The 21,065-nt window shown below is 69.4% G+C and carries 21 protein-coding genes; 15 read left to right on the forward strand and 6 right to left on the reverse strand.

Going from position 1 to position 21,065, the window contains the following annotated elements; all coding sequences use genetic code 11:
• A partial coding sequence (locus HV826_RS31755) for a class I SAM-dependent methyltransferase (RefSeq protein ID WP_176420812.1) occupies positions 1 to 374 on the forward strand: 374 nt, incomplete at its 5' end.
• A 9-nt stretch (positions 375 to 383) separates the two neighbouring features.
• Here the strand turns inward: HV826_RS31755 and HV826_RS31760 are convergent.
• The gene (locus HV826_RS31760; RefSeq protein ID WP_176420813.1) at positions 384 to 977 is read right to left on the reverse strand and encodes a Uma2 family endonuclease; all 594 of its coding nucleotides are present in this window, start codon (positions 975 to 977) and stop codon (positions 384 to 386) included.
• A 65-nt stretch (positions 978 to 1,042) separates the two neighbouring features.
• On the reverse strand, positions 1,043 to 2,803 hold the full coding sequence (locus HV826_RS31765) for an HAD-IG family 5'-nucleotidase (RefSeq protein WP_176420814.1): 1,761 nt from the start codon (positions 2,801 to 2,803) through the stop codon (positions 1,043 to 1,045).
• Between the two features lie 72 nt (positions 2,804 to 2,875).
• Between HV826_RS31765 and HV826_RS31770 the strand changes: the two genes are divergently transcribed.
• From HV826_RS31770 to HV826_RS31795, 6 genes are read left to right on the forward strand one after another with little or no spacing between them, the layout of a single operon-like run.
• Positions 2,876 to 3,211: a hypothetical protein gene (locus HV826_RS31770; RefSeq protein WP_176420815.1), complete on the forward strand. Its 336-nt coding sequence runs from the start codon at positions 2,876 to 2,878 to the stop codon at positions 3,209 to 3,211.
• Positions 3,208 to 5,301: a serine/threonine-protein kinase gene (locus HV826_RS31775; protein WP_217917602.1), complete on the forward strand. Its 2,094-nt coding sequence runs from the start codon at positions 3,208 to 3,210 to the stop codon at positions 5,299 to 5,301. Before HV826_RS31770 ends, HV826_RS31775 begins: the two co-directional genes overlap by 4 nt.
• Before the next feature lie 2 nt (positions 5,302 to 5,303).
• Positions 5,304 to 5,969, forward strand: a complete 666-nt coding sequence (locus HV826_RS31780) for a response regulator transcription factor (RefSeq protein ID WP_176420817.1) — start codon at positions 5,304 to 5,306, stop codon at positions 5,967 to 5,969.
• Between the two features lie 27 nt (positions 5,970 to 5,996).
• Positions 5,997 to 7,310 (forward strand): pitrilysin family protein, encoded by a 1,314-nt coding sequence (locus HV826_RS31785; protein ID WP_176420818.1) that lies wholly within the window; start codon positions 5,997 to 5,999, stop codon positions 7,308 to 7,310.
• 31 nt (positions 7,311 to 7,341) lie between these two features.
• A complete protein-coding gene (locus HV826_RS31790) occupies positions 7,342 to 8,799 on the forward strand; it encodes a pitrilysin family protein (RefSeq protein WP_176420819.1) in 1,458 nt (485 codons plus the stop codon).
• The gene (locus HV826_RS31795; protein ID WP_176420820.1) at positions 8,796 to 9,500 is read left to right on the forward strand and encodes an RNA pseudouridine synthase; all 705 of its coding nucleotides are present in this window, start codon (positions 8,796 to 8,798) and stop codon (positions 9,498 to 9,500) included. The genes HV826_RS31790 and HV826_RS31795 overlap by 4 nt, the downstream gene beginning before the upstream one ends.
• Positions 9,501 to 9,716: 216 nt before the next feature.
• Here HV826_RS31795 and HV826_RS31800 read toward each other — a convergent pair whose 3' ends face one another.
• The 4 genes from HV826_RS31800 to HV826_RS31815 all read right to left on the reverse strand — a co-directional run bounded on the left by HV826_RS31800 (position 9,717) and on the right by HV826_RS31815 (position 13,903).
• Positions 9,717 to 10,511, reverse strand: a complete 795-nt coding sequence (locus HV826_RS31800; RefSeq protein ID WP_368671038.1) for a helix-turn-helix domain-containing protein — start codon at positions 10,509 to 10,511, stop codon at positions 9,717 to 9,719.
• A gap of 263 nt (positions 10,512 to 10,774) precedes the next feature.
• Positions 10,775 to 11,440 carry a hydrolase gene (locus HV826_RS31805; protein WP_176420822.1) on the reverse strand — a complete coding sequence of 222 codons (666 nt, stop codon included), beginning with the start codon at positions 11,438 to 11,440 and terminating at the stop codon, positions 10,775 to 10,777.
• A gap of 255 nt (positions 11,441 to 11,695) precedes the next feature.
• Positions 11,696 to 13,162, reverse strand: a complete 1,467-nt coding sequence (locus tag HV826_RS31810) for a hypothetical protein (RefSeq protein ID WP_176420823.1) — start codon at positions 13,160 to 13,162, stop codon at positions 11,696 to 11,698.
• A gap of 36 nt (positions 13,163 to 13,198) precedes the next feature.
• A complete protein-coding gene (locus tag HV826_RS31815) occupies positions 13,199 to 13,903 on the reverse strand; it encodes a hypothetical protein (protein ID WP_176420835.1) in 705 nt (234 codons plus the stop codon).
• 30 nt (positions 13,904 to 13,933) lie between these two features.
• Between HV826_RS31815 and HV826_RS31820 the strand changes: the two genes are divergently transcribed.
• From HV826_RS31820 to asd, 8 genes are all read left to right on the forward strand, one after another.
• Positions 13,934 to 14,749 (forward strand): ABC transporter permease, encoded by an 816-nt coding sequence (locus HV826_RS31820; protein ID WP_176420824.1) that lies wholly within the window; start codon positions 13,934 to 13,936, stop codon positions 14,747 to 14,749.
• Positions 14,750 to 14,790: 41 nt separating this feature from the next.
• Positions 14,791 to 15,528: an ABC transporter ATP-binding protein gene (locus HV826_RS31825; protein ID WP_176411767.1), complete on the forward strand. Its 738-nt coding sequence runs from the start codon at positions 14,791 to 14,793 to the stop codon at positions 15,526 to 15,528.
• A 106-nt stretch (positions 15,529 to 15,634) separates the two neighbouring features.
• Positions 15,635 to 17,164, forward strand: a complete 1,530-nt coding sequence (locus HV826_RS31830) for an MlaD family protein (RefSeq protein ID WP_176420825.1) — start codon at positions 15,635 to 15,637, stop codon at positions 17,162 to 17,164.
• A gap of 111 nt (positions 17,165 to 17,275) precedes the next feature.
• Positions 17,276 to 18,202, forward strand: coding sequence for a PfkB family carbohydrate kinase (locus HV826_RS31835; protein ID WP_176420826.1), 927 nt, complete (start codon positions 17,276 to 17,278; stop codon positions 18,200 to 18,202).
• 99 nt (positions 18,203 to 18,301) lie between these two features.
• Positions 18,302 to 18,655 carry a TIGR02266 family protein gene (locus HV826_RS31840; RefSeq protein ID WP_217917601.1) on the forward strand — a complete coding sequence of 118 codons (354 nt, stop codon included), beginning with the start codon at positions 18,302 to 18,304 and terminating at the stop codon, positions 18,653 to 18,655.
• A gap of 27 nt (positions 18,656 to 18,682) precedes the next feature.
• The gene (locus HV826_RS31845; RefSeq protein ID WP_176420827.1) at positions 18,683 to 19,414 is read left to right on the forward strand and encodes a metallophosphoesterase; all 732 of its coding nucleotides are present in this window, start codon (positions 18,683 to 18,685) and stop codon (positions 19,412 to 19,414) included.
• Positions 19,415 to 19,473: 59 nt separating this feature from the next.
• The gene (locus HV826_RS31850; RefSeq protein ID WP_368671039.1) at positions 19,474 to 20,193 is read left to right on the forward strand and encodes a hypothetical protein; all 720 of its coding nucleotides are present in this window, start codon (positions 19,474 to 19,476) and stop codon (positions 20,191 to 20,193) included.
• A 15-nt stretch (positions 20,194 to 20,208) separates the two neighbouring features.
• A complete protein-coding gene (asd, locus tag HV826_RS31855) occupies positions 20,209 to 21,051 on the forward strand; it encodes an archaetidylserine decarboxylase (RefSeq protein WP_176420828.1) in 843 nt (280 codons plus the stop codon).
• Positions 21,052 to 21,065 lie beyond the last annotated feature (14 nt).

The raw sequence follows: 21,065 nt of genomic DNA on the forward strand, positions 1-21,065 counted from the left end.
GGGCGGTGGCGGGGGAGGGGCTGCGGCGCTACGCGCTGGGCGAGGACTCCGGGCCCATTGAAGTGCTGCACGCGGACGCGCGCGAACACCTGAAGACGTTGCCGTCGCGCGCGTTCGACGTCGTCTTCTTCGACCCGATGTTCGCGAAGCCGCGCAAGTCGCAGCCGGCGTTCGACATGCTGCGCCGCTTCGCGGAGCACGCGCCGCTGACGCACGAGACGCTGGCCGAAGCCCGGCGCGTGGCGCGGCGGTGGGTGGTGGTGAAGGGCGCGAAGTACACGGACGACCTTCGCAAGCTGGGCCTGGAGGACGAACCCGGCTCGCGCTTCACCGACGTCATCTGGGGCCGCGTGGGGCCCTCCGCCGCGCCGTGAGGGTCGTTGTCACGGCTGCACGACGCCGCCCATTCGTGGCGTCCACAGCATGCCCAGGTCCAGGGAGAGGGCCTCGAACGGCTCCGCGCTCACGGTGACGCTCCCCGTGAACAACTGGCTCCGGACCCAGCTCGTGGCCCCGCGCCGGTAGACCTCCAACGACTGGCGCACGGGGTCGATGAGCCACACGTTCGCCACGCCTTGGCGGAAGTACAGCGGCACCTTCCGGACCCGGTCCAGGCTCCGCGTGGAGGGGGACAAGACTTCGCACAGCCAATCTGGCGCGGTGCTGAACCAGGGCAGCTCGGGGTCTGGGGGCTCTGGCAGCCGCTCGCGGCGCCACCCGGCCACGTCGGGCACCACCACATCGCGCTCGAAGTGGAGTTCGGGTTCAACCAGGAACCACCAGCTACCAGGCCCCTCACGTGAGAACTCGAAGGGATGCGCGAGGAGGCTCGTCAGCCGGCCGGACGCGCGCAGGTGCCCATAGGCGGGCCTGGGCGAGGCATACAGCGCGTCGTCGACGATTTCTCCGACCCAGCCGACCGGAAGCTGCTCGATGTCCTCGTAGGTCGCTGGTTTCCGATTCCTGCCCTTGCCCATGCCCACGCCTCTCCTTGGATGGAACCCGTGAAGTCCTCAAGGTAACATCCAACCTCCAGGGATGGCTACCCGACAGGTTCCCATCCTACGGGAGGGTCTGACACGTCACCTGAGGCCTCCTCGTTCCCGGCGCCCTTCGGGGGGCCTTCGCTGCCCATGGGGGACAGCCGGGAGGACAGGGCGCCGGCCTGCTCGTGGGCCATCTTGTCCCGCGGTGAGCGGTAATACTGCATGGGTGAATGGTGCAGGAAGTTCGACACCCGGCTCGTGTACAGACAGGCGTACTGCTCCACCTGGTAGCCAAAGCGGCTGTTCTCGTTGCCTTCCTTGAAGAGCAGCCCCCAGTACGGGTTGAAGCCCTCCTCAACGTCCTGCTCGAGCGTGTCCGCGACCTCGTTGGCCTCCTTCAAGGCCCGCCGCATCCGGTCCAGCTCCGCCTTCGTCTGCTTGCGGAGCTCCTCCACGCCCAGCCGCTCGTCCGGCGCCAGCTGTTCGCGCTCCAGCCGCCGCTCCAGGAGGTTGAGCAGCGTCTTGTGGTGGTTCACCTCGTCGTCCAGGCGCTCACGCAGCACCTCCACCTGCGACAGCGTTCCAATCTCCTCCTGCCGCGTCGCCGTGTACGTGATTTCGTCTTCAATCTCCTGGACCACCATGCACGTGCGCCACAGCGACGACTTCTTCGACTTCAGGATGTCGCCGTAGATGTGGTCGCCCACGTACAGGATGTTCTCGCCCCGGTAGCCCGTCAGCTCCTCGAAGCGCGCCAGGTTGCCGCCCGAGTACACCTTGCCGCGCTCCAGCGACGTGGCCTCGCCCACCACGCGGCCTTCCTCCGTGGAGGCGTCCAGCTCCAGGAAGGGGCGGGCGTCCGTGAAGAAGCCCGGCTTGCCCGCCGCCGTCACCACCACGTCGAAGTAGTTCCTCCAGCTCGGGTACTCCGCGAGCTGCCCGTCCAGGAGGTACTTCATCACCGCGTCCGTGTAGTCCCACGCGGAGTTCGTCAGCAGGAACAGCCGCTTCCCACCCGAGCGCAGCTTGTGCAACGCCGGCCCCAGCTCCGGGTCCAGGAACACGTAGCGCGCCAGGTCCTTGCGCACCTCGCGCTTGAGCGAGTTGTCCCGGTGCACCGTGTCGATGGCCTCACGGATGTCGTCGTACAGCTTGCCGTACTGGACCGTGTGTCCCAGCGACTCCAGCAGCTCGATGATGCCCGCGAAGAGGCACGTCTCCGGCAACGCGAACAACGTGTCGTTCCACGCGAACTGCGGGTTGCGCAGCCGCACGCGCTTGTTGCGGTACAGCTCCCGAGAGACTTCCCGCTTCAGCGGTCGCAGCCCGTGGTACGCGCGGCCCACGTGGCCGAAGCGGTCCATCTTGAGGATGTTGCCGTTCACGCGGTCCACCGCCAGCCCGCGCATCACGAAGTGGTGGTCGTACAGCAGCCCGCCCACCACCGGAGGATAGCCGTACTCGCTCACCAGCTTCGCCAGCGTCATGTCGAACGACAGCTGCTCCAACCGGCGCATGTGATAGATGGCCAACGTGTAATCCATGTCGAAGCCGAACAGCTCGACACTGGCCATGCGCAGGTTGCGGTTGACGAAGATGTCCCGCGCCCGCTGCACCACCTCCCGGCGCTCGCGGGGCGAGGTGAGCAGCCGCGTGAGCTCCTCGTCGGCGAGCAGCCCACCGGCCCGCTGCGCGGCGTCCTCGGCGCGGGCTCGGTTGAGGGGAGAGCGGAAGCTCCCGTGAAGCGGGTCCGGCGCGGGCCCACCCGGGATGGGACGGAACGGGGAAAGTGATGGTGCCAAGGGACTCAGACACATAACACGCGTGTGGCTGGCCCGGCTCTTACCTTGCGGGGTTTGGAGCCGGCGTGGCACGCTCCGGGTTCTGCGATGCGCTCGCCCACCCGACGACAGCCCTCGGAGGCCCCCGAGGCGGTTCAAGCTCGCCTGTCCGCCCGGATCGCCGCGCTCGAAGACCGGGTTCGACGGCTGGAGGCCCGGTTGCGTCTGAAGGTCGCCGTCACCGAGCCCGTCACCAACCCTGCCACCGAGCCCGCCGCGCGCCGGGCGGCCCAGCGTGCGGCCGAGCGCCCGGTCCGAGCCCGTCCTCGCTGCCCGGGGTGCACGCTGGAGCTGCCGCGTGGCCGCCGTGGTGAGTCGTGCGTGTGGTGTGGCTTCGTCTTTTCCGCCGTCACGCGGCGACGTCCGGCGCGAAAGAAGCGATGACCGCCACGTACCGGCTGACGGGCAAGGTGGAAGGCGGGGAGCTGGCCGAGCTGTATCAGGGCATCGAGATCCCCGGCATCCCCGTGGTGGTGAAGCTCTTCCACCCCAGGACGTCGGACCCGGCCTACGCCCATGACCTGGCTGAGACGACGCGGCTGCTCCAGCCGGTGCGGCACCCGGGCATCCTCCACGTCGTGGACCTGGGCGTCATCCGCCAGCGCCTGGCCGTGGTCCGCCAGGACGTGGACGGCTTCACCCTGGGCACCGCGCTCCAGCGCCTGCACTCCAAGGACGTGGTGCTGCCGCCCACCGTGGCGCTGCACATCATCATCCAGCTCCTGGAGGCCCTGGACCAGGCACACCAGGCGGGCGTGGTGCACGGCGCCATCACCCCGGGCAACGTGGTGCTGTCGCATGACGGCCTGCCCGCGGTGTGCGACTTCGGCGCGCTGCGCGCCCTCATGGCCGTGCCCCAGCTGCGCAAGTCGTTCGGCCACCGGGGCCGCGGGACGTACCGCGCGCCGGAGGTCACGCGGGGCGATCCGCACTCCGCGCAGTCGGACATCTACTCGCTGGGCGCCATCGCCTACGAGCTGCTCACCCAGCGTGAGCCCGTGGTACCCGGCAGCGGCGGAGTGTCCACGCGGCGCAGCGAGGCGTTGCCGCCGCCCAGCCGCGTGGACCGTCGCATCAATTCACGGCTGGACCCCCTCATCCTCCGCGCGCTGGAGCCCACGCCGCAGCGCCGCTTCCGCTCCTGCGGCGAGTTCGCCATGGCCCTCCGCAATCAGCTCGCGGCCAGCGGCGGCATGCCCTCGGCAGACGACGTGCGCCGCTTCGTGCGGGAGCTGTTCCCCAACGAGATGAGCCACGTCAGCGCGGGGCCTCCGCCGTTCAAGGAGCCCTTCACGCTGGAGCCCATCTTTGGCGCGGAGATGGACGACCTGCGCGCGGAGGAGCTCGAGAAGTCCGTGGTCCAGCGGGCCCCGTACAGCCGCGCGCTGACCGAGGACGAGGCCAGCGCGGAGACGCAGCAGGCCTCCGAGCCCGCGTTCGAGGAATACCGCCCGGAGCTGTACGAGCGGGACGTGGCGGACGTGGCCACGCGGGTACGGGCGCCTTCGCGTGCCCCCGCCGCCGACTCCACCTCCGCGCTGGGGGAGGATGACACCGGGCCCGCTCCCGCCGGACCGCTGGAGCAGGGGTGGGACGCGCCGCCGGGCGCCGCCCCGCCGAAGCCTCGGCGCCAGCAGTCGCCGGTGGGGGGCGCAAGTGGCCACACCCGCATCGGGCGCAACCCGCGCCTCAAGGTCGTGGAGGACTTCTCCTCGCCCGAACCGGCCGCGGATGACGAGGGCTCGGTCTCCGTCTCCGCGCCAGGACGCCGCGGCGCGCGTATCCGCCGCGCGCCCGCGGAGGCGAAGGGGCCCAAGACGATTCCGGACGTGCTGCCCGCGGTGCAGCCGGGCTCGGCGCGCGTGCGTGACGACATCGCGATGCCGCCGTCCGATCCGGCGCTGTCTTCGACGTCCGACGTGCACCGGCGCCTGATGAGCGCGGAGCAGCGGTTGTCCGTGGCCCAGCACCGGTATGGACGCCGGTTGGGCATCGCGGCGGCCATCGCCGGGGTGGGGTTGGTCACCTTCCTGGTGGCCGCGTGGCAGCTCGGTGGTGATGCCGCCTCCGCCCCGGAGGATGCCCCGCGGGAGGCGGAGGCAGAGGCCGCACCCGTGGGCCCTCAGCCCGCCATGCCCATCGCGCCGCCGGCGCCCGTTCTGGCGCGTCCGCCGCCCGCTCCAGCCGCCGCGCCGAGGGAGGACGAGGAGGACGCGCCCCCCGAGCCGAGGCCGCCCCCGAAGTCTCAGCGCGCGTATGTCACCATCACCACCAACGTGCCGGCGGCCGTCTACATCGACGGCGCGCGGCTGAGCCGTCGTACGCCCCTCCACCGATATCCCATCAAGGTGGGCACCCGGCGCATCAAGCTGGTGTCCGTCGCCACCGGAGAGCCCAAGGAGCTGGACCTGCGCCTCAAGCGCGGCCAGCACCTGAAGGTGCTGGTGGACTCGTTCACGTCTCCGAGGCGGTGACCATGGACCCGACCCGCATCTTCGTCGTCGAGGATCAACCCCAGCTCCTCAAGAACCTGGTGAAGGTGCTGGCCACCTTTCCCGAGCTGGAGGTGGTGGGCACCTCCCAGGAAGGGGAGGCCGCGGTGGAGGACATCGTCCAGCTCCGCCCCCAGCTCGTCCTCCTGGACCTGGAGCTGCCCGGCATCAACGGCATCCAGGTGACCCAGCGGGTGAAGCGCCGCGCCCCGGAGGTGGAGATCCTCATCCTCACGTCCTTTGACGACGAGACGAAGGTCTACGAAGCCATCCAGGCCGGGGCCTCCGGCTACCTGGTCAAGCGGGTGGGGCCGGAGAAGATCCGCTCCGGCATCCAGGAGGTGATGGAGGGCGGGACGGTCCTGGAGCCCATCATCGCCAGGCGCTTCTGGAACTACTTCCAGTCCGTCCAGGCGAAGTCCACCCAGGAGGACAAGAAGCCTGAGAACCCCTGGGCGCTCACGCCGCTGGAGTTCGAGGTGCTGGGCTACGTGGCCAAGGGCTTGTCCAACGCCGAGGTGGGGCACGTGATGACGCTGGAGCGGCGGACGGTGCGCACGCACCTGTCGCATATCTACCGGAAGATGGGCGTCAACTCTCATGTAGAGGCCGTGGTGATGGCCTTGCGTGCGGGTGTCGTGGATCTATAGCCACGCTCTGGTTAGGTTCGGGGCCCTATGCCCAAGGCTTCCCCGAGCAAAGTACCCACTCGCGTGGCGGACCCCGCACTCGAGTCCCTGTTCGACGTCCACGAGGCCACGCTTCCCAACGGCCTCCAGGTGCGGCTGCTCGCCAACCACCAGGCTCCCGTTGTCAGCCTCTACACCGTGTTCCAGGTCGGCAGCCGCAACGAGCGGCCCGGCATCACCGGCATCAGCCACCTGTTCGAGCACATGATGTTCAACGGGGCGAAGAAGTACGGCCCCAAGATGTTCGACAAGACGCTGGAGTCCAACGGCGGCCGCTCCAACGCGTACACGTCCACGGACTTGACGGTGTACTACGACGACTTCTCCGCCGACGCGCTGGAGACGGTGCTGGACCTGGAGTCGGACCGGATGCGCTCGCTGCGCATCTCCCAGGAGACGCTCACCAGCGAGCGAGAGGTCGTGAAGGAAGAGCGCCGCGTCCGCGTGGACAACGACATCTTCGGCCTCATGGACGAGGAGCTGGGCACGCTCGTCTACAAGGCGCATCCGTACCGCTGGCCTGTCATCGGGTGGATGGCGGACATCGAGGCCATCCGCCGCGAGGACTGCCAGGACTACTTCCGCACCTACTACGCGCCCAACAACGCGGTGCTCTACATCGTCGGGGCCATCGACCCGAAGAAGACGCTGGCGCTGGTGCGCAAGTACTACGGGAACATCCCCAAGGGCCCCGCGCCCGCGGCGGTGCTCAACTCCGAGCCAGCGCAGAAGGGCGAGCGCCGCGCGGAGGTCCGCCACCCCGCGCAGTCCCCCGCGCTGATGCTGGGCTTCCGGGGGCCGGCCGCGAGCGATGATGACACCTTCGTGCTGGACGTCATCCAGTACGTGCTGACGAAGGGCGAGGGGAGCCGGCTGATCCGCTCGCTGGTGTACGAGCAGAAGCTGGCCGTGTCGCTGATGCTCGACTGGAGCTGGCGCATCGATCCGGGCACCATCCTCTTCTACCTGGCCCTGAAGCCGGACTCCGACCCGAAGCAGGTGGAGGCCGCGCTGTACGCGGAGCTGGAGAAGGTCGCGCGCGAGGGCATCTCCGAGCGCGAGCTGCAGAAGGCGCAGAACAACCTGCGCTCGGACCACCTGCGCGAGCTGGCCACGAACAGCGGCCGGGCGCATGCCCTGGGCCACTATGAGGCGCTGCTCGGCGACTGGCGCCGCTTGCTGACGCTGCCCTCCACCTACGCCTCCATCACCAATGACCAGGTCAAGGCCGTGGCCGCGAAGTACTTCGCGCCCGAGCGCCGCTCCGTGGTGACGCTGGTTCCCGCGCCCACGGAAGCCTGAGCCCGGCCCCTACAAGGAAAGCCCTGACACCATGGCCTCTCGCAAGAGCCCCTCCCGAAAGTCCCCCGCACGTCCGGTCAGGCCCGCCGGCCGCAAGGCCCCCGCCGCCCGAAAGGCTTCGTCCACGCGCAAGGCCGCGCCGAAGCGCGGCGCGCCTCGCGCCACGTCGAGCGCCCTCACGCTGCCCACGCTGCACGAAAGCACTACGTCCAGCGGCCTGAAGGTCATCGCCGCCGAGCGTGGGCCCCTGCCCATGGTGTCCGTGCGGCTGGTGATTCGCGCGGGCAGCGCCACCGACCCGGACGGCAAGCACGGCCTGGCGGACTTCACCGCCCGGCTGCTGCGCCGGGGCACCCGCCGCATGAACGCGCAGGCCATTGACGAAGCGGTGGAGTTCGTCGGCGCCAGCCTGGGCGTGGGCGTGGGTGAAGACACGCTGTCGGTGGCCCTCACCACGCCGTCCGAGCACTTCGTGCAGATGCTCGACATCCTGGGCCAGTTGGTGCGCGAGCCCACGTTCCCGCAGTCCGAAGTGGACGATGCGCGCGAGCGCGAGCTGGCGCAGTTCGCCAACGATCTGGACGACCCGTCCATCATCGCCGACCGGGCCATGGTCCGCGCGCTCTGGGGGGACCACCCCTACGGCCACGACGTGGGCGGTTCGTCGAAGACCGTGAAGACCTTCACGCGCGATGACGTCGTGCGCTTCCACGAAGAGCGCATCGGACCCAAGGTGTCCATGCTCATCGTGGTGGGCGCGATGGATCCGCGGCGCGTGGCGGCCGCGGCCGAGGAGGCCTTCGCGGATTGGACGGGAGGGCCGGACGCGCCCGTGGCCATCCCCGCGCCGGAGCGCATCGCCCTGGGTGGGCGGGTCATCCTCGTGGACAAGCCGGACCAGACGCAGTCGCAGGTGCGGCTGGGCGGGCTCGGCATGCGCATGGGGCACGAGGACTACTTCCCGGCCACGGCGATGAACATCGCCCTGGGAGGAGGGTTCACCTCGCGGCTGATGAACGAGATTCGCGTCAACCGCGGCCTCACCTACGGCGTCAGCTCGTGGTTCGACTCGATGAACGCGGCGGGCGTCTTCGCGCTGTCCACCTTCACCAAGACGGAGTCCACGCGCGAAATCATCGACGTGGCGCTGGCGGAGATTGGCGGTGTCCGGGAGAAGGGGCTCAAGCCCCGCGAGCTGGCGGATGCCCAGTCCTACCTCGCCGGCCTGTACCCGCTGCGCACGGAGACGAACGAGTCCATTGCCGGAAGCATCGCCGAGGCCCGGCTGCACGGGCTGGGAGATGACTGGGTGGAGAAGTTCCGGGACCGGCTGCGCGCGGTGACGCCGAAGCAAGTCGTGGCCGCCGCGAGGAAGTACTGCTTCGCGCAGGCGCCCGCGGTGGTGGTGCTGGGCAAGGCGAACGTCGTGAAGAAGCAGCTCAAGGGCCTGGGCCCCATCACCGTGGTGCCGGCGGCGGAGTACGAGTGACGGACGTCCGCATCCTCTTCGAGGGCGGCGGCGTGCTCGTGGTGGACAAGCCGCCCGGGATGCTCGTCATTCCCGGGCGCGAAGGCGGCCCCTCGCTCCGGGAGCTGCTGGAGACGCAGCGGCGCCAGAAGGTCTTCGTGGTGCACCGGTTGGATCGGGACACCTCGGGGGCCCTGGTGTTCGCCCTGGACGCCGCGGTGCACCGGGCCCTGTCGGGAGCCTTCGAGGCGGGGAAGGTGCGCAAGCGCTACGTGGCGCTGGTGGAGGGCCGGGTCGAAGCGCCGCGAATGGTGGATGCGCCCCTGGTGGCCGGCAGGAAGGGGCGCATGCGCGTGGCTCGGCCGGGGGACACGGAAGCCAAGGCCTCGCGCACCCGCGTGCGGCCCGTGGAGACCTTCGAGCGCGCATCCCTGGTGGAGGCCGAGCCGCTCACGGGGCGGACGCACCAGATTCGCGTGCACCTGCTGTCCCTGGGGCACCCGCTGCTCGTGGACCACCAGTACGGCCGCGAGGCGCCGCTGACGGAGCAGGAGCTGGGCGGGGCAGGGGACACGGTGGTGCTCGCGCGCACGCCGCTTCATGCCGCGCGGGTGGAGTGGCCCGCGCTGGCGGGTGTCGAAGCGCGCGCAGTGGAGGCGCCCGTGCCCGAGGACATGGCGCGAGCTCGCGAGCTGCTGCGGACAACCGTCACGGCGCCTTGACGCCGTTGGACGTGCCTTGGCCGCGGCTTCGCAGGACGTGCTCAGCACGAACTACGAGCGTGTTTCAGCAAGGGGCAAGGGGGCAGATGAGCGCCCACTCCCCACGCGCCTTCTCCATCCTCCGCAGCAGCCGTTGCCAGAAGCCTCGCGCCTGTTTGATTGGGCCGAAGAGGGGCTTCGCCTCAAGTAGGTTCTTCCCGTTGCTCCAAAACGCTCCTAGCGTTTCCGGTCCTGGCGCCACCTCGCGGGGGTGGTGCCGTGGGCCCGCCGGAAGGCCTTGCCGAAGTGCACCGCGTCGGCGAAACCCGTCGCTTCGGCGACGCGCTCCAGCGCCACGGACGTGGTCAGCATCATCGCCTGTGCGCGCTGGAGGCGGGCCCGCAGCTGCCATTGATAGGGAGCCACGCCAGTGGAGGCCTTGAAGGCGCGGCTGAAGTGCGCCTGTGACAGGTCCACCAGCGCCGCCAGCTCCGCCAATTCGACCCGCTCGGGCAGGCGCGACTCCAGGTAGTCGAGCACCCGCCGCAGCTGCCACGGCGCCAGCCCCTTGCGCGTCGAGGGGCGCTCCCCACGGCGCGAGCCCAGCATGGCGAAGATGGCGGCGATCAGTCCGTCGCCGTAGAGCTGCGCGGCGGGGTCGTCGTCATCCACCGCCTCGGCGAGCAAGCGCATCAGCGTCCAGAGCCGGTCATCGGCGAAGCGCAGTCTCGGCGCGTCCAATCCGGCGGGGGCCAGCGATCGGCCCAGGCGCTCACCCAGGTCCTTCAGGTCGAACGTGAGCACGGCATCGCGCACCAGTCGCGAGTCGGCGCCGTAGCCCCACAGCGGCATGCCGGCGGGCATGAGGTTCAGCTGCCGTGGGACGTACCCGATGGCGCAGGGCCGGCCTTCGCGCAGGCGGGGCTCGCAGGGCGACCCGACTTCCTCCAACAGCGCGCTCAGGCGTGTCTGGCCCTCCAGGCACAGCGGATGCTCGGCCCGACCCGAACAGCGGATCTCATTCACATCCACGCAGACACCATTCCACTTCCGCCGGGTAACGGAAATGCCCACCACGTTCAATGGCAGGGGGCTCAGCCGTTCAGCGCGCGTCTCCAAGGCATCGTTCTCCCGAGCCCCCTGACGACAGCGGACTCAGGAGAACGATGCCAGCAGTCGGGAAGTCCGTCATTCCCCTGCCGGGTGTGGCTCCGATACTGAGCACGCTCCGAGGGGAACCTGCTGTCTGCCCAGCAACCGACCGTTTCGATCCCTCCTGCCGGGGAGGGCCGCGTTCAGACGCCCGAGCCGGGCCGGCCTGCCAACAGCTGGAGTTCCCAGGCGAAGGCCACGGCGCTGCCGCCGCCGTGCTCGGCCAGCACGCCAGCAAGCCCTGCGGCGCTCTCCTCGCGGGCCCAGTCGCGCTGCCATTCGGCGACCACCGCCATCCAGGTGATGGGCGTCACGCCCGCCATCTGCATGCGGCGCACCGCCATGTCATGCGCCTCGCGGCTGACGCCACCCGAGGCGTCGGTGACGGCGTAGACGTCGAAGCCCTCACCCGCCGCCTGGATGGCGGGCATGGCCAGGCAGATCTCCGTCCACAGCGCGGCGATCACCAACTTCTTCCGGTCCGTCTTCTTCACCGCGTCCACCACGCGGCGGTCCTCCCAGGTGTTGATGAAGGTGCGGTCGATGGGCTTCTGCTCGGGGAACACGTCCTGCAAGCTCTTGATCAGGTAGCCGCCGCGCTCCTCGATGACCGTGGTGAGGATGGTCGGCACGTTGTAGACCTTGGCCGCCTTGGCCAGTCCGACGACGTTGTTGATCACCATCGTCGGCTCGTGACTGTGCAGGTTGGCGAACTGGTAGGGCTGATGGTCGATCAGCACCAGCACGCTGTTCTGGGGCGTCAGCAGGGCGTCGAGCCCGTGGTGGGAGTTGGCCTGGGTCATGCTCATGGGTATGGAGACTCCTGGAGAGGAATGCGAAGGGGACGGGAATCTGGCCCGAAACCGGGAGCGGAGACACGGTTCGGGACTGCGCCTTCTGGTCCGTTCCTGCTCCGGAACTTGAGGCCGCTGCTGGCCCGAATCCGCGCGGCCAGGGCGGATTTACCCGGCCCCTTGCCCCTTACTGAAACACGCTCCTCGCACGCTGCCTGGGTGTTGGTCCCCACGGCCCGGGGGGCTCGGGGAGCACGGCGCGAGCCCGGCTCACGGCTCGAACCTCATGCCCAGGTACATGGCCAGTCCGCCAAGCTGAGTGTCCAGCCAGGGTGTGCGCATGGGGGCCCAGGCGCCTCGCGCTTCCGCCAGAGCGCTCCAGCGGCCGAAGCGGTGGGCTGCTTGAAGCGAGACGAAGCCCATGCCAGCGACGCTGCTCTCCTTCACCTCGCCCTGCAAGTCGCTGGAGAGGGCGTGGTGGAAGAAGGGGACGGGCCCGGCGCCTGCTCGCCCGTGGACGGAGAACGCGCCGCGGCGGAGGAACTCCGCGCGAACGGAGAGCAGCAGGGGCAAAGCCAGCACCTGCGAGCGGACCATCCCGCGCGCATCCACCGGACCACCGTCCATGGCGGTGCGGGCGCCGATTTCCAGCTCGGCCGCGAGCCGGTGACGCCACCAAGGCGTGAGGACCGACACGCCCACGCCGCCCGACGGACCGGAGTTGGCGCCGCTCGCGAACACGCCCCCCGCGAGCAGGAAGAACGAGCTGCGCCAGGTGTCGACCGCCTCGGAGGCGCGCGCGGTGACGGACGTGGACAGCACGGTGACGTCGGCCTCGGTGTGTGCCGCGTGCGCCCGGTCCATGCGACGGACGCGCACCTTCACCCGCTGGGCGCCGGGAGCGGGAATGACGCGAACGCGCAGCACGTCCTGGGCCTTGGCTCCGACGTCTGCCGAGCGAGGGGCGTCTCCAGCCGGAGCCCCCGTTGCCCGGAGGGCCTCAGCGGCAGTGGCCACCACCGCTGACGAAGGCCGCGTGTCCGCCGGAGCCGTGGCGACCACCGCGCCCTCCGCCACCACGTCGACGTCACTGGCGCGCAGGGGCGCTTCGCCCGCCATCAACAGCCAGCCACCCTCCACCGCGGCCAGGGCCGGCGGCGTGAGGGCCGCGGCCAGCGGCGAGTCCGGCGGAGCGTCCAGCGGAACGGTTGCATCGGTGCGGAGCGTCCCTCGCGTGGCCAGCACCCGCGCCTGTCGGACGCCGGGAGGGACTTCGACGGGCACGCGCGCCTGTCCCCGGGCGTTCGCCCGAACGGGGCCGAAGCGACGCTTCGCGACCTCCACCTCGACGTGCGCGCCCGCCGCCGTGGCGACATCGAGCTCCGTGAGGCCCACCAGCGGCAGCCGCACCACCGTCACCGGGGGCGGCGCGTCAGCGGCGGGAGCGTCCGTCCAGAAGAGCAGCACGGCCACCTGCGGATAACGCACCGAGGGAGGGCGCCACTCGAAGCGGCGGACAGCGCCACCCTCCACGCGCTTCGAGGCGAAGGTGCCCGTGGAAGCCGCGGCGTGGAGGGGACCCGTGCCGGCGGGGACCTGGACCTTCAACGTCACCGGGGCATCGGCGCCGAGCACGATGCGCTCGGGCGACCAGGACACGGTGACGTCAGGCGCACCCGCCATCCCCGCCACCGGCATGGCGAGGACCATCAGGAGGGGCAGCGCGCGCAGTGTCATCGTCCGTGCCCCTCCATGATGGCTGTGTGGCCCCGGTCAGTCCTCCGACGCGGGGGGCGGCTCGGCGCCGTCCGCGGGCGCCGGCTCGGCGCTGTCACTGACGGGCTGGGGCTTGTCCGCGGGGCCGGTCACCTGCCGGTTGGGCGGGTTGAAGGCGGGCTTCTCCACCGGGCCACCGCCGCGGCCGTGCACCAGCGTCTTGGTGTCGCCGCGGAAGGTGATGTCCACCTTGTCGCCGCGAACAGCCGAGACGAAGCCCGTGCCAAAGGTGGGATGCTGGATGACCTGCTCCACCTTGTAGGTGTCCTTCGGGCTGTAGCGGGGCGCGTTGGCGACATCCTTGCCAGCGAGCTGCTCTTCGAAGGAGATGATGAGCTTCTCCGCCTTGGAGGACGCGCTGGAGGACGCGCGTGGGGTGCGGGTGGTGCTGGACGACGGGCGATCCGTCGCGCCGGGCGCCGCGCGATAGACGTGGTCTCCACCACACGTGTTGCAGCGCACCCGAGCAATCTTCGTTCCCACCATCGCCAGGATGGTGTGCGCGAGGGTGAGCTTGCATCGGGTACAAAGCGCATCCACCTCGCCGCCGACCTTATGAGTTGCCATGTTCGTTCGTCTGTTTCTCTGCCCAGCAGGGGACGACGCCGGGCATGGGAGTAAAGGGGCGCGGAACATAACGGCATCGCTTCCAAGGGAGGAAGTGTCTTCGTCGCCTGCCTCTCCGGGCCTTGTGCCGGCCAGCGTGCCGCCATAAAGAGTAGCCCTGAACGAATGACGACGCAGACCCCTAGCAAGCCGGCACGCGAGCCCGGGCCCTTCACCCAGGCCGTCACGCGCTTTGGCCAGGGCCTCATCGACATCGTCAGCACCCTGGGCGGCATCATCACCATGGGGCTGGACGTGTTCCGCTGGAGCGTGCGGCGCCCCTTCCGGCTGGTCAACCTCTTCGCCCAGCTGGACTTCGTGGGCGTGGGGTCCATCTTCATCGTGTCGCTCACCGGCACGTTCACCGGCATGGTGTTCGCGCTGCAGACGTCCACCGCCTTCCAGCTCTTCGACGCGGAGAGCCTGGTGGGACCCACGGTGGCCCTGACGCTCACCCGCGAGCTGGCGGCCGTGTTCTCCGCGCTGATGGTGACCATGCGCGCCGGCTCCGCCATGTGCACCGAGCTGGGCACCATGCGCGTCACCGAGCAGGTGGACGCGCTGGAGACCATGGCCGTCAACCCGGTGCAGTACCTGCTGGTCCCCCGGGTGCTGGCCGGCCTCTTCATGGTGCCGGCGCTCACCATGCTCTTCAACACCATGGGCATGGGCGGGGCCTACGTGGTGGCCGTGGGGGGCCTGGGCATCTCCCCCGGAACCTTCCTCTCCCGGACGCAGCAGTGGCTGTCGCCGGAGGACATCTTCCAGGGCCTGCTCAAGGGCGCCGTGTTCGGCCTGGCGGTGTCCCTCATCTGCTGCTTCAAGGGCTTCAACGCCTCGGGCGGCGCCAAGGGCGTGGGGCAGGCCACCACCGAGGCGATGGTGGCCAGCGCGCTGTCCATCTTCATCCTCGACTTCATCCTGGGCGTCCTCTTCTTCTGATGGCGCCCCCGGCCTCCAACGCTCCGGCGTCCGGCACGCCGATGATCCAGGTGGTCGACCTGCACAAGACGTTCGGCGACCACAAGGTGCTCACTGGCATCAACCTCACCGTGCCGGTCGGCAGCACCTGCGTCATCCTGGGCGGCTCCGGCTCCGGCAAGACGGTGCTGATGAAGCACATGATTGGCCTGCTCAAGCCCGACAAGGGGCAGGTCATCGTCGACGGGGAGGACATCGTCCCCATGGGCGTCGAGTCGCTCCAGAACGTGCGCAACAAGTTCGGCATGGTGTTCCAGGCCGCCGCGCTGTTCGACTCCATGACCGTCTTCGAGAACGTGGCCTTCCCGCTGCGGGAGCACACGAAGGATCCGGAGGACGTCATCCGCCAGAAGGTCCGCGCGCGGCTGGACCTGATGGGCCTGAAGAAGGACGTGGAGGACCGGTTCCCCGCGGACCTGTCCGGCGGCATGCGCAAGCGGGTGGGCCTGGCGCGGGCCATCGTCATGGATCCGAAGGTGGTGCTCTATGACGAGCCCACCACCGGCCTGGACCCCATCACCACGGATTACGTGGACGAGATGATCCTGGCCGCCCAGAAGGAGCTGGGCGTCACCAGCGTGGTCATCAGCCATGACATCTCCTCCGCCTTCAACGTGGCGGACCAGATCGCCTTCCTCTCCAAGGGCGTCATCGTGGCCAACGGCTCGCCGGAGCAGCTCCGCGAGGCGGAGCACCCCGCGGTGAAGGTGTTCCTGGAGACCTGGTTCGGGAAGAATTGACCGGGGGCGCGGGGCGGCGGGAGGGCGGCAGGCCCCAGGAAAATGTGGCACTCGGGATGCAAAACGTTAGAGTCGCGGCGGCCGGTCGCGCTCGGAGTCACATCAGGTGAAGAAGCTCGTCACGCCCTTCCGTGTGGGCCTGCTGGTCATCGCGGCGGGGGCTTTTTTCGTCACCTTCGTCCTGTTCGCTCGCAAAGGTGGGTTGAGCGACAGCGAATCCACGAGGGTGTGGGCCTATTTCCGGGATGCGTCCGGGCTCGCCGTGCGTGGGCGCGTGCAGATCGCCGGCATCCCGGTGGGCGAAATCGACGGCATCACGCTCGAGGGCACCCGGGCGAAGGTCTGGCTGAAGATCCGCGACGACGTGGACCTGCGCGAGGACGCCGTCGTCACCAAGCGCTCGGAGTCGCTGCTGGGTGACTACCTGCTGGACCTCAACCCCGGCACGGAGGGCGCCCCCAGCCTGGAGACGGGCGGGCAGATCCGCCGCGTCGTCGACACGCAGGGCATGGAGGCCGTCTTCGAGTCGCTGTCGCAGATCACCGCCGACATCCAGGAGGTGACGGGGGCGCTGCGGGAGGTGCTCGGCGGTGAGCGCGGCGCGGGGTCGCTCCAGCGCATCGTGGAGAACCTGGTGCGGCTGTCGGACTCCGTGGATGCCACGGTCCGGCGCAACGCGGACCGCCTGGACACCATCGTCGGCAACGTCGAGGCCATCTCCCAGGACGTGCGCGGCATCACCCAGGGGAACCAGGCGGAGATCACCCGCATCATCGACAACATCGAGTTCATCACCCGCGACGTGCGCCAGGTGCTGGGCAGCGTGAAGAACATCGTGGGCACGGGTGAGGGCGACGTGAAGGAGTCCGTCGCCAGCCTCAAGGAGACGCTCAAGAAGCTGGACGGCGCCCTGGGCAACATCGAGGAGATCACCCGCAAGGTGAAGGAAGGGGAGGGCGCCGCCGGCGTGCTGCTGGCCGACGAGGCCGTGGGCCGCGAGCTCCGCGAGACGGTGCAGGACGTGTCGCGCTTCGCCTCGCGGCTGACGGACCTCCAGGCGGAGATTGGCATCCAGAGCACCTACCTGGCCGCGCAGGGGAACTCGAAGAACGTCTTCTCCGTGCGGCTCATCCCCAAGCCGGACAAGTACTACCTGCTGGAGCTGGTGGACGACCCGCGCGGCAGCGTGACGACGGAGGTGTTGCAGACCAACCCCCCGTCCGAGGGCGACCCCGTCGTGCAGACGCGGAAGGTGACGAAGGAGAGCCTCAAGGTCAGCGCGCAGTTCGCCAAGCGCTGGTACTTCACCACCCTGCGCGTGGGCCTCATCGAGTCCACCGGCGGCGTGGGCGCCGACCTGCACTTCTTCAACGACGCGCTCCGGTTCCAGGTGGACGCCTTCAACTTCGCGGACGACGAGCTGCGCTACCCCCGCCTGCGCGCCAGCCTGCGCGCCCAGCCCGTGGACCACCTCTATTTGATCGCGGGCATGGACGACATGCTCAACGCGCAGCAGCGGGACCTGGCGACGCGGCGCCTGGTGGCGGGCCGCGACTTCTTCGTGGGCGGCGGCCTTTTCTTCACGGACGACGACCTGAAGGCCATCCTCACCTTGACAGGCATTCCAACGCCCTGAACCCACCGCTCGGCGCTTGACGTCAAACAGGAAACGACGTACCCGGCATGGGCACGGGGCCCAGGGGAGCGCCGTGCCTGATTTCACGGCATCTCCCCCCAGGAAGCTCGCATGTCCCTGCTCGTCGTCGGCTCCGTTGCCCTGGACTCAGTGGAAACCCCCTTCGGCCAGAAGGAGGACATCCTCGGGGGCTCGGCCACCTACTTCTCCACGTCGGCCTCGTTCTTCAGCCCCGCGCGCGTCGTGGCGGTGGTGGGCGAGGACTTCCCCGAAGGACACCTCAACTTTCTTCGTGGTCGGGGAATCGACCTGGAGGGCCTCACCCGGGAGACGGGCCGCACCTTCCGCTGGAAGGGCCGCTACGGCTACGAGCTGAACGAGGCGCAGACGCTGGACACCCAGCTCAACGTCTTCCAGGCCTTCTCCCCGAAGCTGCCGGAGTCTTACCGGGATACGCCCTACGTCTTCCTGGGCAACATCCACCCGGAGCTCCAGGCGCAGGTGTTGGACCAGGTGAAGGCGCCGAAGCTGGTGGCCGCCGACACCATGAACTTCTGGATCAAGGGCAGCCGGGAGGCGCTGCTCAAGACGCTCTCCCGCGTCAACCTCCTGTTCGTCAACGACGCGGAGGCCCGTCAGCTGGCCGGCGAGCACAACGTGGTGAAGGCCGCTCGCGCCATCATGGCCATGGGCCCGCAGCGCGTGGTCATCAAGCGCGGTGAGTACGGCGCTCTCCTCTTCGAGGCCGAGCACATCTTCGCGTGCCCCGCCTTCCCCCTGGCGGAGGTCTTCGACCCCACCGGCGCGGGGGACACCTTCGCCGGCGGCTTCATGGGCGCCCTGGCCACCTCCAATGGCGTGTTGGATCAGGCGTTGCTGCGCCGCGCCATGGTGATGGGCAGCGTCATGGCCTCCTTCACGGTGGAGAAGTTCAGCCTGGAGCGCCTGCGCGAGGTGACGCGCCCGGAGATCCACGCCCGCTTCGCCGAGTTCCGGAAGCTGACCCACTTCGACGACCTGGGCCCCCTGGAGCGATGAGGCCCCGGGCAAGGGAAGGGCGCTCCACCCCCTTGAACTTGACTGCGGAATCAGGCCGTCCCTAGGCTGCGGATTCGGGTGACGGAAGAAGGTTCCGGGTTGAGCGAAAACCGAAAGTCCACGCGGATTCCCACCCAGCTTCGGTGCTGGTGCGAGGGTGACAACGTCACGCTCTACGCGCGAATCTCGAATTTGAGCGAGGGAGGCCTGTTCCTCCGCACGAGCACGCCCCTGGCCCGAGGGGCGCGGACGGTGGTGAAGCTGTCTCCCGCGGGCCACCAGGACATCCAGGCCCAGGCCACGGTGGTGTGGCTCCGGGAGGCGGAGGAACGAGCGCTCCCCGCGGGCATGGGGTTGCGTTTCGAGTCCCTGGACAGCGATACCCTGGGACGGCTTCGCCAGATGATTTCGCAGCAGCAGCAGAACCAGGTGAAGGCCGGCTGGGCGGGTTGAGCCCACGCCACCGGACCGAGGCCCCGCATGCGTATCGCCGTCATCTCCGACATCCACTCCAACATCGAGGCGCTCACCGAGGTGCTCCGCGTCGCCGAGCACCAGAAGGTGGACAGGTTCGTCTCGCTGGGGGACATCGTCGGTTACGGGGCGTCGCCCAACCCGTGTTGTGAGCTGGTGCGCTCGGTGGCGGAGGTGACGCTCCTGGGCAACCACGACGCGGCGGTGGCGGGGCGGATGGACTACTCGTACTACTACGACGCCGCCCGGCACGCGCTGGACTGGTCCGCCAACGTCCTCACCGATGAGAACATGGCCTGGCTGCGCAGCCTCCCGTACACGTACCGGATTGGCGACGTGGGCTTCTGCCATGGCTCGCCGGTTGACCCGAAGGCGTACGAGTACATCTTCGCGCTGGAGCAGGCCCGGGAGCTGACGCCCTACGTGGCGGAGCTGCCGGAGGTGACCTTCATTGGCCACAGCCACCTGTGCCGCGCCTTCGCCATTGGCAATGGCGAGGTGAACGACGTGGTGGCCCAGAAGTTCGGCATCCGCCGGGGCTACAAGTACATCATCTCCGTGGGCAGCGTGGGCCAGCCGCGCGACTACGACAACCGGGCGTGCTTCGTCATCTGCGACACGGACGCGCGCACGGTGGAGTACGTCCGCGTCGAGTACGACATCGAGACGTCGGCGCAGAAGATCTTCGACGCGGACCTGGCGCTGAACTTCGGCAAGCGGCTGTTCCTGGGCGTCTGAGGCGCGCTTCCGGGGCACAAAAGGCGGACAGGCGCGGGGAAATGACATAAACCCGTGTCGTGCGCACCCTGGTCCTCCGAGCGTCCCTCAGGCCCCTCGTGGGCGTCGTCTCCGCAGTGCTGCTCACGCTGGCGCCCACCGCCTGCCGCCGCGAGCCTCCCGCGCCCTCCGCCGAGTACGAGGAGGCCGCCCGCCGCTTCCGCGAGCTGTACGCGCAGAAGCTGGACGACGCCTTCCTGGATCCGCGGGTGGGGGAGATCGAGGCGCAGCTCCAGCGCGTCCCCGCGGACAGCCTGGACGCCGAGGGCGCCCGCGAGCTGCTCCAGCGCATCAAGGACGGACGGCAGCGGATGGCGACGGCCGCCAGCGAGCGGGATGAGGCCGTGGCCAGCGCGCGGGAGCTGCCGCCGGGCTCCTACACCGCGCCGTCCACCGAGGAGCCGGCGCGTCCCGCGGCTCCGGCGGAAGCACCGGACGCCGGGCCTCCGGACGCCGGTGCTGGCGGTCCCCAGGCTGGCACGGCCGCGTCCGAGCTGGTGGCGGGCTTCCGGGGGTGCTTCCAGCGGGGCACCCCCATCGACGTGCAGGGGCGTGGCATGCGGGAGACCTGGCAGCTCGCCGACCGCACCGCCTGCCGCCTGGAGTACCCCCAGCATCAGGACGCCTTCCTCCTGATTGAAGCGGGGAAGGTCCTCACGCTGTTACCCAAGAGCGCCGTGCAGACCGTCCCCGTCAGTCCCGACGGCGGTCCGGCACCCGCGACCGACGCCGGTCGCTAGCACCGATTCGCCGATATGAACGACCAGACTTTCATGAAGTTGATGCAGGTGTTGCCCAAGTCCGCGCTCTCTTCCGTGGTGGGGATGGCCACGCGCCTGCCCGTGCCCGCGCCGGTGCACCAGGCCGCGATGCGCGCCTTCGCCAAGGCCTACGACGTGGACATGGAGGAGGCCGAGCACTCCTTCGACCACTACCCGACCTTCGCCCAGTTCTTCACCCGGGGCCTGAAGCCCGGCCTGCGTCCGGTGGACGCGGGGGAGAAGGTGGTGGTGTCCCCGGTGGACGGCCGCGTGTCGCAGGTGGGCTATTCGGACCACGGGCGTTGCCTGCAGGCCAAGGGCATCGAGTACACGGTGGACGAGCTGCTGGGAGACGCCGAGGCCGCCAGGCCGTTTCACGGTGGCGCCTGGACGACCATCTACCTGTCGCCGCGCGACTACCACCGCATCCACGCCCCGCTGGGCGGCACGATTACGGGCTACGCGTACATCCCCGGCGAGTTCTGGCCGGTGAACCCCGCGTCGGTGAAGAACAAGCAGTCCCTGTTCTGCGTCAACGAGCGGCTGGTGACGTACCTGGACACCGTGGCGGGCAAGTGCGCCGTGGTGAAGGTGGGCGCCACGTGCGTGTCGCGCATCAAGGCGGCCTACGACGAGGTGACGACGCACACCGGGCAGCCCGGCAAGGTGCACCGCTACGGCGCGGCCATGCCGGTGGAGAAGGGTGGGGAGCTGGGCCGCTTCGAGATGGGCTCCACCGTCATCCTCCTGTTCGAGCCCAAGCGCGTCACCTGGGATGAGAGCCTCCAGGAGGAGGCCGTGGTGCGGCTGGGCAAGCGAATCGGAGTCATCGCGTGAGCCAGAAGGTCGCG

Origin of the sequence: Myxococcus sp. AM010, assembly GCF_013372585.1 — a bacterium.
Taxonomy (GTDB): domain Bacteria; phylum Myxococcota; class Myxococcia; order Myxococcales; family Myxococcaceae; genus Myxococcus; species Myxococcus vastator.